The organism is Fodinibius salinus (assembly GCF_008124865.1).
Classification (GTDB): Bacteria; Bacteroidota; Rhodothermia; order Balneolales; family Balneolaceae; genus Fodinibius; species Fodinibius salinus.
In genome coordinates this window covers 348,577-363,038 of the sequence record NZ_VNHY01000002.1, presented here as the reverse complement: position 1 = coordinate 363,038, position 14,462 = coordinate 348,577, and the positions used below count along the sequence as shown (strand labels likewise).

9 protein-coding genes are annotated in these 14,462 nt (G+C 41.5%); 3 read left to right on the top strand and 6 right to left on the bottom strand.

Annotation, left to right across the window (positions count from 1 at the left end):
• The first annotated feature begins 233 nt into the window (after window positions 1-233).
• The 3 genes from LX73_RS06505 to LX73_RS06495 all read left to right on the top strand — a co-directional run bounded on the left by LX73_RS06505 (window position 234) and on the right by LX73_RS06495 (window position 4,039).
• Entirely contained in the window at window positions 234-1,541 is a 1,308-nt protein-coding gene (locus tag LX73_RS06505; RefSeq protein WP_148898679.1) for a PAS domain-containing protein, read from the top strand.
• A 135-nt stretch (window positions 1,542-1,676) separates the two neighbouring features.
• Window positions 1,677-2,405, top strand: a complete 729-nt coding sequence (locus LX73_RS06500; protein ID WP_148898678.1) for a sensor histidine kinase — start codon at window positions 1,677-1,679, stop codon at window positions 2,403-2,405.
• 425 nt (window positions 2,406-2,830) lie between these two features.
• The gene (locus tag LX73_RS06495) at window positions 2,831-4,039 is read left to right on the top strand and encodes a GAF domain-containing sensor histidine kinase (RefSeq protein ID WP_148898677.1); all 1,209 of its coding nucleotides are present in this window, start codon (window positions 2,831-2,833) and stop codon (window positions 4,037-4,039) included.
• Between the two features lie 226 nt (window positions 4,040-4,265).
• On the opposite strand, the gene LX73_RS06490 is transcribed toward LX73_RS06495, so the two are convergent.
• The 6 genes from LX73_RS06490 to LX73_RS06465 all read right to left on the bottom strand — a co-directional run bounded on the left by LX73_RS06490 (window position 4,266) and on the right by LX73_RS06465 (window position 14,451).
• The gene (locus tag LX73_RS06490; RefSeq protein ID WP_148898676.1) at window positions 4,266-5,345 is read right to left on the bottom strand and encodes a PAS domain-containing sensor histidine kinase; all 1,080 of its coding nucleotides are present in this window, start codon (window positions 5,343-5,345) and stop codon (window positions 4,266-4,268) included.
• Window positions 5,342-6,160, bottom strand: coding sequence for an alpha/beta fold hydrolase (locus LX73_RS06485; RefSeq protein ID WP_148898675.1), 819 nt, complete (start codon window positions 6,158-6,160; stop codon window positions 5,342-5,344). The genes LX73_RS06490 and LX73_RS06485 overlap by 4 nt, the downstream gene beginning before the upstream one ends.
• A 72-nt stretch (window positions 6,161-6,232) precedes the next feature.
• Window positions 6,233-8,503 (bottom strand): histidine kinase dimerization/phosphoacceptor domain -containing protein, encoded by a 2,271-nt coding sequence (locus tag LX73_RS06480; protein ID WP_148898674.1) that lies wholly within the window; start codon window positions 8,501-8,503, stop codon window positions 6,233-6,235.
• A gap of 166 nt (window positions 8,504-8,669) precedes the next feature.
• Entirely contained in the window at window positions 8,670-10,409 is a 1,740-nt protein-coding gene (locus tag LX73_RS06475) for a sensor histidine kinase (RefSeq protein WP_148898673.1), read from the bottom strand.
• A gap of 438 nt (window positions 10,410-10,847) precedes the next feature.
• Complete coding sequence (locus LX73_RS06470) at window positions 10,848-11,336, bottom strand: hypothetical protein (RefSeq protein WP_148898672.1); 489 nt, start codon at window positions 11,334-11,336, stop codon at window positions 10,848-10,850.
• A gap of 25 nt (window positions 11,337-11,361) precedes the next feature.
• A complete protein-coding gene (locus LX73_RS06465; RefSeq protein WP_148898671.1) occupies window positions 11,362-14,451 on the bottom strand; it encodes an efflux RND transporter permease subunit in 3,090 nt (1,029 codons plus the stop codon).
• Window positions 14,452-14,462: the final 11 nt, after the last annotated feature.

Below are 14,462 nucleotides of genomic sequence, written 5' to 3'. Positions count from 1 at the left end.
GGTAGTATCATTTTTTGTTGTATAAAAAGTCCGTAAATCTTTATGAGTTGCGGGCTCAATGGATCTAGGAGAGGGATCTAGTTCATATCCTTATGCTCCGTAATCAAAACGAGATGTTCCTGAGGATGAAACAAGCCCGATCATAACATTTTATTCTACCGTATCTAATCCTTTCATCGAAATATTAAAAGGATTAAGTGAAAAGATACTGACTTTAAAGAGGTGGTGGACTTATGGAAATCAAACATTTTGACCAGTTTTTTAGTAATAATCCCATCCCCATGTGGATTTACGATCCCCGCGATTACTCGATAAAGGATGTGAATCAATCAATGGTTCGCCTGTACGGATATAATAGAGAAGAGATGCTCTCCTTTACGTTATTTGATTTACGTCCTGAAGAGGAGGTTCCAAAACTTAAAAAGCATCTAGAACAGATGGATCATGATAGGTTGGGCGATGAAGGGGTATGGAAACAGCAGAAAAAGAACGGTGACTTTATCTATGTACATGTGATCACAAACCCGGTGACTTTTGAGGAGGAAGATCATACCTACCAACTGGCAATGTATAAAGATATTACCAGTGAGCTGAATACCCAGCTAAATAATGACATGCTGTTCAAGCATAGCCTGGAGGGCATTATGTTGACCAATCCCAACGGGGAGATCCTCCAGGCAAACTCTGCAGCTTGTGAGATACTGGGAATGACCGAGCAGGAAATTACAGAGTGTGGTCGCGAAGGGGTTGTAGCAAAAGATCAAAAGTTGGAGGAGGCCTTAAAGCAGCGGTCTGAAACGGGACGGTTTATCGGTGAACTCAACTTTATTCATAAGGACGGGCACAAAATACCGGTAGAACTTACCTCATCGGTGTTTGTGAATTTTGCAGGGGAAAGGCGAAGCAGCTTAATATTTCGGGATATCAGTGATCGGAAACAACAGGAACAGGCCGTGCGGAAAGAAAAGGAATTTACCGATATTGTCTTGAATAGTCTGCCGGGGCTATTTTACATTCTGAATAAAGAGGGTAAAGTGGTCCAATTTAATGACCGGGCAACGGAAGTATTTGGCGTACCAGTAGAAAAAATAGTTGGTCGATCGCCCGCAGATTTTGTTCATGAAGCCGATCAGGGAAAAGTACCGGAAGAAATTGAAGCCGTTCTTGAAGAGGGATACCGAGAATTTGAAATAACCGTAGAGAAGGCAGGTGGAAACACTGCGATCTACCACTTTAATGCCGAGCGGCTGGAGCTTAATGATCAAACATTCATCATTGGTACGGGATTAGATATAACGGAGAAAAAAGAGCTGGAAGAGAGGTTGAACTTGCTGTTAGAACAGGAACAGGTTCAACGCAAGAAGGCAGAGGCTGATCGTGATAAACTAAAAGAGATGTTCGAGGAGGCGCCCTCACCGAAATGTATGATAGAAGGCCCGCAGCTGCGCTATGTGATTGCCAATAAGGCGTATCGGGAAGTGGTAGGACAAGAAAATATTATAGGAAAACGAGTTGATGAAGTTGTACCCGAAGTCGAGTAGCAGGGCTATATTAATCTGCTAAAACGGGTATACGAGACTGGTGAGGCATATATAGGCCATGAGAAACCGATATATATTGACAAAGATAACAAAGGTTCAAAGCAAGAATATATCTTTAATCTTCTGTTTGCCCCATTGTTTGATGAAGACGGAGAAGTTTATGGGATCTTTGTAGAGGCCTTGGATTATAGTGAGCAGATTGCCTATCAAAACCAGCTGGAGGAATCGCTCCGAGAAAAAGAAACGCTTTTAGCCGAAATCCATCACCGGGTAAAAAATAACTTGGCCATTGTGACGAGTATGATGGAGCTGCAGGCCATGGATTCTAAAAATTCTGCACTTCGGGAATCACTTAAAGTAGCCCGGCAGCGAATACACACCATTGCCAATATTCACGAATTGCTTTATGGGGCTGATAGTCTGTCGCATTTAAATTTTGGAAAAAATGTTAAACAGTTAGTTCAAAATATAGATGATGTATATAATGAGGATGATGAAATTTCGGTGACCGTTGATACTGATTCAATTTCCTTGAATATAAATCAAGCTATTCCTTGCGCGTTGTTGGTGAATGAAGTGGTTACCAACGCGTTTAAACATGCTTTTAGACATCAAGAGAAAGCGGGAATTGATATTAAGGTACGTGAAGATGGGGATAAGGTAGTGGTGATGATAAAAGATAATGGGATCGGTATCTCTGATGATATAATGGATGAGACCACATCCTCAATTGGAATAACTCTTATCAAACTTTTAGGGCAACAATTGAAGGGAGAGATTAAATACGACAATAAAAATGGTACTGAATTTAGATTGGCATTTACAAAGGCTGAAGTGAAAGGAATTGGCAGTAATCTAATATAAGTTTGGAATTTCACAAGCTGCTAAACTAAGCATGTGTCCTCGAATAAAGAAGAGTACGGATAAGATATAGCTTGGATGAAATAGGTAATAATGTTATATCCAACTACTTTGTTAACCGGGTTGTATGAGCTTTCCTTGATTTGACTAATTAATTTCTAACAAAAAACCTTTTTGCGAATCAAGGGTTTATTAATGTATGGACGAGCCACCCTTGGGAGCTTAGCTTCACAAGACACTATTAATATTGAACATTATAACATTGGACATTAAACTAATTTCTTTTATAATCAAGTTTAAAAATAAAGTTATTAGAGACCTATAGATTGGCAGTTTATTAACACATAAAATGTAGTTTTCCGTAGTGATAAATTTGCTAAACTATTAGAGTGCCCTATTCTTACATATAAAAAGTTTAGTTTTAGGTTATGGAAGAAGAAATACGTCGGTTACAAGAATTGGCTAAGTTGGGTATTGATTTTGGTAAGCAAAAGAAAAAATTGCAGCCATTTGTCGAGCTGGCAAAATTTATTACCGAATCTCCGGTTTGCGAAATCAATATTATTGACAGCCATGCTCAGTGGACGATCGCGCGTACCAAGGATAGCTTAAAAGCTATTCCTCGTGAGAAAAGTATTTGCGAGGACACGATCCAGCAAAATTTCACCCATGAAATTCCCGACCTTAGTAAAAACGAGCGATATCAAAATAGAATTTACGTTACTGAGGAACCCCATTTCCGTTACTATTGCGGCGTACAACTAACGACCTCTGACGGATATAATATCGGGTCTATCTGCGTGTTGGATATGGAACCAAAGCAAATCAGCATCGAGCAAAAACAAATGTTGGGGAACCTCGGGCAATTTGTTGTCGATCATATTGAACGAGAAAGCAGATTTTTCCAGCTATCGGAACAATTAGATGAACTTAAGGATAGCTTGCGGAACCTGAATCACGATGTACGAGGTCCAATTAGCGGTATTATTGGCATGGCTGATCTCTTACTTGGAAATGGAGATCATGATGAGGGTCTGGAGGAAGACGTATTGCAAATCAAGGATTCTGCACAAGCCATTATTGAAGAAATTGACGGGGTGTTACATACCGCCTTGGCCGAAGATGGCAGCGAAAAGAACCTTACCCAAACCTCGCTTTCCCAAGTATTTGAAAAAATTAAACGACTATATAGTCCATTGGCCCAACAAAAGGGACATGACTTTTCTGTGAAAAGCTCCATTAATAAAGAGTTAAGTGTTCCCCATGACTTTTCTGTGACCTTGGCTCAGATTATCGGAAATTTGGTTGGGAATGCCATGAAATTTACTCCAGAAGGTGGAACTATCACGGTTGATTTTAGTCGTAAGATGGAAGAGGAAAAGCAGATTTTGAATGTTAGTGTTGAAGATAGTGGTAAAGGTATGTCCGCTGATCAAAAACAAGCGTTCAATAATGGGCAACGCCTAGAAAAATCCAAAGGAACTGCAGATGAAGAAAGTTTTGGTATAGGACTGGATCATATTCGACAACTTGTAGAAAAACAAAACGGCGATATCGTAGCGGAGAGCAACGAAAGCCAAGGTACAACATTTTCGATAAGATTACTTATGCCAAGGGTTGACAATCCTGATACCTAGATTAAATTGTTTACGAGTCAATCTTTGATGTACCTTTCCAGTAACTTGTTGAGTGGCATAATCTTTTATAAGATAACCGCCATATCCGTAGACAGGACTTACCGGTTCGTCATTTTATTCTTTTTTGTTATCCTGTTCAGGACGTGGCCTTGGCATGTTAAACGGACGGGTAGTTTTCATATTAAACAATAACGCAGGCATAACTTCATAGGGTATTTCACATACGTTAATTTTCTGCCAGTGGAATCTTGACAGAAAAAATAGATCCTTCACCTTCTTTACTACTCACCGTCAGCTCCCCTTCCATAAAATTAACCAGTTTTTTACTGATTGGGAGTCCCAGCCCAAATCCACTTTCACTTGAGCCTGAATTATTGTTATCCATTTGGTTAAAAGGCTGGAATATGTGATCAATTTTGTCAGAAGGGATTCCAATGCCGGTATCTTTCACTTGTATTTTAGCAAACTGCTCCTCTTTGTCTGTAGATAAGGTAACTTTACCTCCTTGCTCAGTGTATTTGACCGCATTCGTTAACAAGTTTATGATTACCTGTTTGAGCCGGTCTTTGTCGGCCAAGAGTTTAAGCTCAGTTTTCTCACTTCTGATTAGTTCAATGCCTTTGTCATCAGCATCAGGCATAGTCATCATAACCGAGTTCATGAGCACTTCTTCAAGGAGTACCACTTCTTTGTTTACCTCAAAATAGCCCGATTCAAGCTTGGCAAAATTCAGAATGTCATCCGCCAGTCGTGCCAGATCTTTCCCTGCGTTTTTAATAAGGCCCAGATACTTGCGTTCATCACTCTGGGCTTCACCATTTATCTCCTCGGATAGCAGATCGACCATCCCGAGAATGGCGTTTAAAGGACTACGTAATTCATGCGACATCATTGACAGTAGTTTTTCCTTTTTGTCACTCTTTTTTTGAGCTTTCATTTTGTCATACAAAATTCGGTCTTCGTATTCCGAGCGGCGCTCCATTTGTACAACAATACAGCGATTTATAGCCTCATTATTTTCTACTGTTCTATCGGCATTGATCAACACCGGTATATGTTTCCCCTCCTTTGATTGCAAGGTTAAGTAAATTTCATTTGCCTGCTTTTCCATTTTTAACATGGGAAACAGGTGGGTCTGATAAAAAATTTCAGCACCTGATGAAAGGATAGTCTCGATATGGTTATTGGCTAATTGCTTATTATTGTAGCCTAAAATACTACAAAGCCGGTTGTTTACCTGCGTTAATGTTCCTTCATCATTAAATTCCAGATAGCCACAAGGTATTTGATTTTTAACAGGGCTCATGATGTAGCTAAGTTTGGTTCCAGATAATTATCGATGGCCTCAATGGTTAATTCAGGGTCTGTCATATGTGGACAGTGGCCGTTGGTCGGAAGCACCTCAAAGGTGCTTTCGTTAATTTGGGCATGCACGTATTTTCCAACGTGGAGCGGGGCTATGGAATCATCTTCGCACTGTATGATAAGTACCGGTACCTCTATTTCGGATAGATCTTCACGGTTATCAGCAAGAAAAGTGGTTTTGGCGAATTGATGAGCGATAACTGGATCGGTAGAGCAAAAACTTTCCTCGAGTTCCTCAGTTAATTCAGGTTTGTCTTCATTCTTCATCATTTCAGGAGCGAAAAATTCCGCCCAGCCGATATAATTTTTTTCCATGAGTTGCAGCAGCTCTTCAATAGTACTACGATCAAACCCCCCAAAATATTCAGGCGGATCATTTAAATAGCATGGAGAAGGACCAATCATAATCAGATGTTCAAATTTTTGGGGTTCTTCAATAGATGCTAGTGCACCAATTATGGAGCTTACCGAATGTCCCACAAATATAACTTCATCAAGGTCCAAGGCATGAATAATATCTAAAACATCCTGTACATACCCCTCGAGGCTGCAATAACGATTAGTTTTATAAGCGCTGATGTCAGAATTACCGGAACCCACATAATCGAAGAGAATAATTTTAAAATTCTCTTTTAATGCCGGTGTAATAAAACGCCACATGTTTTGATCACACCCAAAGCCATGGGCAAATACTATTGGTATTTCACCTTCTCCGATAATGGTAACATTATTTCTTTCAACAACGTTATGTGCCATAAATTGTAACTTAACTAAAGGTTATTGTTCTACATAATGTTATTTAGGGTGATATAATTGCAGTTCCATTTTCTATGGAAAATAACTGGCACTGGATCCGCCGGATTGTGTTTTGGTAAAAGTGATATGAAAGGAGGTGCCGTTTTGGGCATTGATGTCAACGTCCCCATCGATTTGACTGATAAGCTTTTTTACGAGAGTGAGTCCCAGTGTATTGGTATTGTCCAAGGCATTCGGAACGTCAAACCCAATCCCATTATCGGATATCGTCAAGTCAATGGCGTGATCGTTTCCTTGTAAATCAATTGATACAGTTCCGGTTTCAGAATCGGGGAATGCATGGTTAAATGAATTGGTGACAAGTTCATTAATCACCAATGCACAGGGTATTGCCTGGTTGATATTGAGGCTTACATCATCTGTATGCAAATTAATATCTACATTTTGTGACTTTTCCGGGAAGGTATCGCATAGTGAGGTGGTCAGTTTTTTAATATAACTTCCGAATGAAATATTTGCGAAACTTTCCCAAGAGTACAGTGTCTCGTGGATAAGAGCCATTGAGTGGATACGCATCTGGCTTTTGGAAAGGATGTCTTTAAGTTTTCCATTCTCAATATTAAACATTTCGAGCTGCAACAGGCTGTTAATAATTGCGAGGTTATTTTTAACTCGGTGATGCACCTCGGATAACAGGACTTCCTTCTCCTTGAGAGCTTTTTTTATTTTTTCTTCATTTTTTTTGCGAGCCGTTACGTCCTGTAAAATGCCGTCAACCCGAATCGCATTTCCCTCACTGTCATAATGTGTTTCACCGCGCTGGTGAACATAAATAACTGAGCCATCCGATTTCAGCATTTGGTGCTCAATATCTTTCATGCCTCTGCCTTCTCTTATTCCTTCCACAAGTTTTTCTAACCTTTCAACCTCACTTTCCGGCAATAGGTCAAAGTATAATTCGACAGTGGGTTTCGTTTCCTCTTTATCAAGCCCCAAAATGTGGTAAACTTCATCTGACCAAATGAGCTCATCATCAGGTATTTCCCAGGTCCACCCACCTATTTTACCGATACGCAGAGCTTCTTTCAGTTTTTGCTCTTTTTGCTCCAGCTCTTCAAGGGCCTGTTTTTTATCACTGATATCAATACCTATACCTGTGACATAGGTATTGTCATTAGTCTGATAACGGAATCCGACTAAAAGAATGGGAGTAACCTTCTGATCTTTGGACAAGAAGTCGAGTTCAGTACGGATATGTCCATCTTCAAAAACTTTATGCAATGCTTTTTCGGCTTTATCGTGATGTTTGGGAGCGATAAAGTTTGTATAGGGCAAGTTTTGGGTTTCTTCGGGCCCGCGGTTTGTAACGTCAACCAAATTATTATTCCATCTTTTAATACGACCCTCTTTGTTCATGATGAAGAAAATGCCGGGAAGGTTTTGGATAATGTTTTCGGTAAGCTTTGCCTGTTTGCGGAAGCGCTGCTCAGATTGTTTGCGTCGGCTGATATTGCGCCCGGTTACATAATATCGATTCGATTCTTCGGTAACAGTTAACTGGAACCATAAGGGATCATTTGCCCGAGTGCTAATAATCGTTTCTGAGGAAAACTGTTGTGCTGATTTGTTGTTGGCCCATTCCTTAAGCTCGGTTATGAATTTTTCCTGTCGGAGGTGATTAGCCAAGGTAGTATCTTGGATCTCTCCGGTCTCGTAGCCGAGCAGTTCTTCTACCTCTTTATTGACTTCGAGAATACGTAATGTCTCCGGATCCAGGATCATTCTGATGTCCGTCGAATTCTGAAGAAATATTGCACTCTTTTTCAATCGTTTATGTTCCTCAATCAGTTCTTCCCTTTTGAGACGAAGCTCCAGCTGAGCCTCTACTTCATTTCCCAGAATTTGTAATGATTCCAACTGATTATCGGAAAGCTGTTTGGGTTCCGGTCCAAAAACGCATAAGGTTCCCAGCTTATACCCATTATTTTTTAATATAACACCGGCATAAAATCGGATACTCTTATCTTTTACATAGTCCATATCCTTAAAGTGAGGGTCCTCGCTTAGGTCATTGACAACCATATATTTATCCCGCTGGATGGTATGGTTACAGATGCTTTCATCCCGGGGCATTTCTCTTACGTCCCACCCGTGACAGGATTTTGTCCACTGCCGCTTGTGATCCAGAAAATTAATGTGAGCATATTTAACATCGCAAAGATAGGCGGCCATCTTGGTGAGGTCGTCAAACTCTTTTTCGTCAGGAGTATCAAGGATATTGTATCGCAGCAGTTCCCTAACTCTTTCCTCTTCGTGTTCGGTATGGGAGATATGATTATCCATGGCCACCTTTTAAAATATGGGCTTTAAATAAAGTTAGATCGATAGCAATTGATTTAACACTCGAGGCTTAACTTTTGATAGGTCTTTCTAGACAAATAACAAAACCTTTTTACCTAACTTAATATGTAAGAAATATAGAAAAAAGAAAATGGCCCGTATTTATCACTTATGGGAAAGTAACTTGAAAGATCGTCCATTCATCTTCCGAAAATACCTCTAACTCTCCTTTCAACTGCTTGGTTAGTCTTTGGATTAGTGTCATGCCCAGGGACTGTTGGTTTGAAAGACTAAACCCGTCGGGTAGTCCCCTGCCGTTATCAGCGACACGGAATAGGATTTCTTCATCTTCTTTTTTAAAGGTAATACGCAACTCTCCGGATTTAGTGTCCGAAAATCCATGTTGATAAGCATTATTGAGCAACTCGTTTAGTATAAGTCCAACTGGCACGGCTTTGGTTGTCTCTAGATTAAAGCTTTGAACATCTTTGGTAATGGTAATGTCTTTTTGTTCTGAATTAAAAGAGCTTGCAATCATGTTGGCAAAATCTTCGATGTATTCCTTGATGTCTATATCAGAAAGCGTTTCTGTTTGATATAACTTTTCATGGATCATGCCAATAGAATGGATCCGGGACTGGGTTTCCTGAAGAAGGGATTTTAATTCATTATCGGCTTCTTTTTTCTGTAACTCAAGCAGACTCAACACAACCCCGAGGTTATTTTTTACACGGTGGTGAACTTCTTCTAATAATGTTTGTTTTTCTTCAAGGGATTTTTGTGTTTGCACCTCATGTTTTTTGCGGGTCGATATATCCCGAACGGTACCGACGATTGCAGTAGGATTACCATTATCGTCTTTAACCAGCGATCGTTTATTATTAACCCAGATATAGTTACCATCTTTTGTTTTGATGCGAAACTCTGTTTCTCCGGCGAAATGATTTTCAACCCCCTTGCCTTTCATCTCCTCAATTTCTTGGTCCATCCTTTTAAGGTCTTCCGGATGGATGCGATCCAATACAAATTCAGTCCCCTGCTCCAATATCTGATCCGGTGAATAGCCAAGCATATCTTTAACGGCAGGACTCATATACTCATAGTTACCCGAGTCAAAGTCTATTTGGTAAACAACGTCCCGGGAGTTTTGAAGGACACTGCGGAATTTGGTTTCGCTTTCTACCAATTCTTGGTTCAGGATATTTATATTGCTAAATAGGTTGCGCATTATGATATAACCTGTAAGAATGATAATTATTCCCAGTCCCGCAATAGACCAGAAAAGTACACTCCGAATTTCCCGGGCCCCTTCTGCCATGTTTGCTGAAAAGGAGTTTTCCAGCTTGGTTAGCGTTTGATCCAATTCATAAATATCCTGAATTAACTGAGTTCTCCTTTCATGATTAGTAGGTTCTTCTTGTATGGTTTCGTGCAAGGTACGCCCCAAGGTGTCTAATTTTGCAATGTGCCGGTCTCCCTGTTTCCAGACCTCAAAAGCCTTTTGAAGATATGAGATATTAGCATGGAATTGAGCAAGCCATATCAACAGTTTAATATCATCGGAATGGATATCAGCGGTTTCAAATCCCCTGAATGCCAAATCGTAATTCGGAGCTTGTGAGGTCAGCGTTTGACGACTTCTTTTAAATGCTTTATGCAATTCCAGCTCTTGCTGGAACTGTTCATATAATTTCGGTTGCTCATTATCATTGTATCGGATAAGCAATGTCGTTGCTTCTTTTTGAGCTTTTGTCCATTGGCCTTCAGCGCCTACATACGCCCGGACAGCAGAGAGTGTTTTGGTTCCATAATGTGTTCCTACAATGATAAACAGAGCGAATACTATAAAAACCGATATTATGGCAGTATTTCCCCACTGACTGCCAAGTCGTTTTTTAAGGCTATCCATGCCATTATATATTTTGATCCTATACTTGATGAAGCTACCTGTTATTTGATAATATATGTAACTACGAGTTTATCACAAGTTAGCCCCGGATGATGCATCCGGTAAGTAATCAATGAGTGTTGGTGGAGGCAACTGATTGAATCTTTGGTTTTTGTCTTTTTGTTGTTGACTTGTAGGCTTATTAAGCAGGTATGTAAGAAGGTTCTATATAGAAAAACTCATCAGCTGAATGTTAACAGCTGATGAGTTTGATATGTACGAGGGTTCCGAAAGTTTTGTGAGAATTTTCAGTCTTCTGATCCAAGACCAGTATGAGACGTGGTTGTTTATAGACTAATATTTTGAAATTTAATGTAGTGTTTTTTCCCTCCTCTTTTGTAAGAAATTGCAGGTATAAGTTGAAAATTTAATAATGTTAACCTGTGGTGAAACACCTTATCAACTGCTAGTTCCTGAGTCTTCAACTGACTTTTCAACTTTAATGGTGTTATGTGCTTCAGGATGACGAATTTTCCCTCCTTCGTAGGCTGTATATAGCAGGCTACTTACTGCAGTTAAGGCAGCAACTAACAAAACACCCATCAGTACATTTTTGTAACGAATATTATAGTTCGCCCCAAACAGACCTACTAGAGACAGTCCACCTGTGACCAGCGAAAACCACATCGCAATTTCTGCTGCCTCCTCATGATCGTGGATCGCATCATGGGATATCGAAGTCGCGTACTCTTCCAGAACTTCTTCGGCTCCTTCTCCTGTTTCAACAGCTATGTAGCTGGTGATGGCACCAAGGACAAACAATACCATCGCAATTCTTTGAATTGAATCCTTCTTTTTCCACAGTCCCCAGCCCAAAATAAGTACGCCAAAGAGCATACTAAAAATGGGGAAGTGATTTATGACCAAGTGTAAATATGCGTCATTCATGACAGATACCTCTCGTTATTTATGGTTAGAATGCTTCATCTTCGGTAACCAGTTCTTTGCCTTTCTCCATCCAGTGATAGATAGTGGGTAAGACCAGCAAGGTGAGTAATGTTGCTGTAATTAATCCGCCTATCACCACCGAGGCCAGTGGCCGCTGGACTTCTGAACCGGGCCCCACGTTGAAGGCCATTGGTATGAATCCAAGACTGGCCACCAGGGCTGTCATCAGAACCGGCCTTAATCGATCACTGGCACCTTTGATGACGGCTGTTTTTAAATCTTCCCCCTCTTTGCGCAGATCGTTGAGATGAGCAACCAGCACAATCCCATTGAGTACTGCTACTCCAAACAAGGCTACAAAACCGATACTGGCCGACACAGACAAATACAGTCCCCGCATCCATAGTATGAAGATACCCCCGGACAGGGCTAGCGGGAGATTTAGGAATATCAGCATAGTAAAGCGAAACTTGCCAAACATCATGTAGAGCAATCCAATAATGATCAACAGCGAAATGGGTACTACTATCAATAGGTGGTTCATTGCCCGCTCTTGATCTTCGAATGAACCTCCATACTGTAGAAAATAGCCGGGCGGCACATCTACTTTTTTATTGATAGCTTCGCGCAGATTAGCCACATAACTTCCTACATCAATGCCAGAAATGTTGATTCCAAGAATAGCACGCCGCCAGCCGTTCTCCCGCGAAATCTGTCGTGGTCCTTCCTCGGCATAAATATTTGCAACCTCTTTCAACGGAATATAACCGCCGCCTGGTAGTTGCAGTGGCACCTCCATGATGTCTTGGAAATCACTCCTCAAGTTTGCGGGCAGTCGGACATTGATATCAAATCGACGTTGACCTTCAAAAATCTGTCCGGCCTCACTACCCCCAATGCCGGTTTCAATGACATTCTGAACCTCATTTACGTTAAGTCCATACGAGGCCACTGCTTCGCGATCAATTTCAATGTTGTAGTAGGGTTGTCCACTACTTTGCTCCAACAGAAAGTTTTCCGTACCCTCTAGCTCATTCAAGATGCCGGATATCCGACGCCCCACTGCATTCAGCGTGTCCAGCTCTTCGCCAAACACCTTGACTGCAATGTCGGACTTCACCCCGCTGGTCAACTCGTCCACTCGCATGGCAATAGGCTGGGTAAAGTTGTACGACAAGCCAGGCTCCGTTTCCAAGTAGGGCCTTATCTGATCGATAATGTCTTGCTTGCTCATGCCTTCGCGCCATTGATCACGGGGATGCAACATCACCCAGACATCCGTCTGATGAACCCCCATCCAGTCGTTGGCCAAATCGGAGCGTCCCGTTTTGGGGACGACCGTTTTTATCTCAGGAATATTCTTGGTTATTTTTCCGGCCAGCCAGTTGGCGTTATCCACGGATTCATCGAGCGTTACCGAGGGCATGCGCACCTGTTCAATTAGGATGGAACCTTCATCAAGTTCGGGTAAAAACTGCGTACCCAAAAACGGCATAAGGGCCATCGATATTCCAAAAATCACTACCGCTGAACCAATCGTTATCGCTTTTTTATCCAGGCTCTTTTCAAGGAATTTTTCGTAGCGGGGTTTTAGCCAGTTAATAACATAATTTTTGCGCGTTTTAACACCATTACGGAATACCAGGGCCGAAATAGCCGGTATATATACAAGTGCTAAAATAAGCGATCCAAAAACCGCCGCACCGACCGTAATAGCCATGGGACGATACAAAATGCCCTCCATGCCGGAGAACGTCATTACCGGCACATACACCATTAGAATAATTAACACGCCAAAGAAAATAGGTCGGGCCACCTCGTGAGCCGCCTCCCTGATGATAACGAGTTTTGACTTATCAGATTTATCACTGTTCAATTTCTCTACAATATTCTCCACCATCACCACGGATCCATCTACAACCATCCCAAAGTCAATGGCACCCAAACTCATCAGGTTGGCTGCCAGCCCGAGCTGGTCCATACCGATGAAGGCAAACAGCATCGACAATGGGATTACTGCAGCTACAATAATCGCTCCTGTAATTTCGCCCAGCAACAGTAGCAGCACAGCAATTACAAAAAAGCCACCTTCTACTAAGTTCGTGACGATAGTATCAGTTGTACGATCGATGAGATCGGACTGATCATAGAATTTTTTAATAGTTACCCCTTCGGGCAGACTTTTATTTACCTCTGCTATCTTCTTATCCATCTTTTGAATTACTTCACGTCCGTTAGCGCCCCGAAGCATCATAGCTATACCAGTTACAACTTCTCCGTTTCCATCCTTGGTTACCGCTCCTTGCCGCAGCTGTCTTCCAATACTAATTTCTGCCACATCCTTGACATAGACCGGACGATCTTCAGTACGCTTCACAATAATATTTTCAATATTCTTAGTGTCCGAAATCTGTCCGAAACCGCGAATAATATACTGCTCCCGGTTATGCTCAAGATAGTTACCGCCCGATACGCTGTTATTATTTTTAATGGCCTCAGTTAAGTCTTTCAGTCCAATCCCAAAGTTCCGGAGCTTATCAGGATTGACGGCCACTTCGAACTGCTTAACAAAGCCGCCGAATGAATTAATTTCAGTGACCCCATCCACTGTTTTAAGCTGGGGGGCAATCAGCCAGTCCTGAATGGTACGAAGCTCGGTAAGTGAGCGATTTTCACCGCGAACAACATACTGCACAATTTCCCCCATGGCCGTTGATATCGGTCCCAAGTTGGGTGTAGAAACGCCTTCTGGTAGTTCCTCAGAAATACTCTGCACCTGCTGACTTACCTGCTGTCGGGCAAAATAGATATCCGTTCCCTCTTCGAACAGAACTGTTACCGCCGACAGTCCGAATTGTGAAATAGAACGTACCTCCTTCACATTCGGAAGTCCACTCATTGAAGTTTCGATCGGATAACTTACCAGCCGCTCCACATCATAGGGCGAATACTGTCCGGCCTTGGTAATGACGAGCACCTGCGTTGGAGTCACATCGGGCTGGGAGTTTATGGGGATATTAGAAAGAGAGAAAACACCCCCAGCTGCCATCAATACTACCAAGGAAAGCGCTACAAATTTCTGTTTGAGACTAAAGTCAATAATACTCTTTAACATGGTTGATATGG

Excerpts from the sequence above, each read along its gene's own strand:
- LX73_RS06480 (WP_148898674.1), bottom strand. The coding sequence starts at position 8,503 with ATGGATAATCATATCTCCCATACCGAACACGAAGAGGAAAGAGTTAGG.
- LX73_RS06470 (WP_148898672.1), bottom strand. The coding sequence starts at position 11,336 with ATGAATGACGCATATTTACACTTGGTCATAAATCACTTCCCCATTTTT.
- LX73_RS06475 (WP_148898673.1), bottom strand. The coding sequence starts at position 10,409 with ATGGATAGCCTTAAAAAACGACTTGGCAGTCAGTGGGGAAATACTGCC.
- LX73_RS06490 (WP_148898676.1), bottom strand. The coding sequence starts at position 5,345 with ATGAGCCCTGTTAAAAATCAAATACCTTGTGGCTATCTGGAATTTAAT.
- LX73_RS06505 (WP_148898679.1), top strand. The coding sequence starts at position 234 with ATGGAAATCAAACATTTTGACCAGTTTTTTAGTAATAATCCCATCCCC.
- LX73_RS06495 (WP_148898677.1), top strand. The coding sequence starts at position 2,831 with ATGGAAGAAGAAATACGTCGGTTACAAGAATTGGCTAAGTTGGGTATT.
- LX73_RS06485 (WP_148898675.1), bottom strand. The coding sequence starts at position 6,160 with ATGGCACATAACGTTGTTGAAAGAAATAATGTTACCATTATCGGAGAA.
- LX73_RS06465 (WP_148898671.1), bottom strand. The coding sequence starts at position 14,451 with ATGTTAAAGAGTATTATTGACTTTAGTCTCAAACAGAAATTTGTAGCG.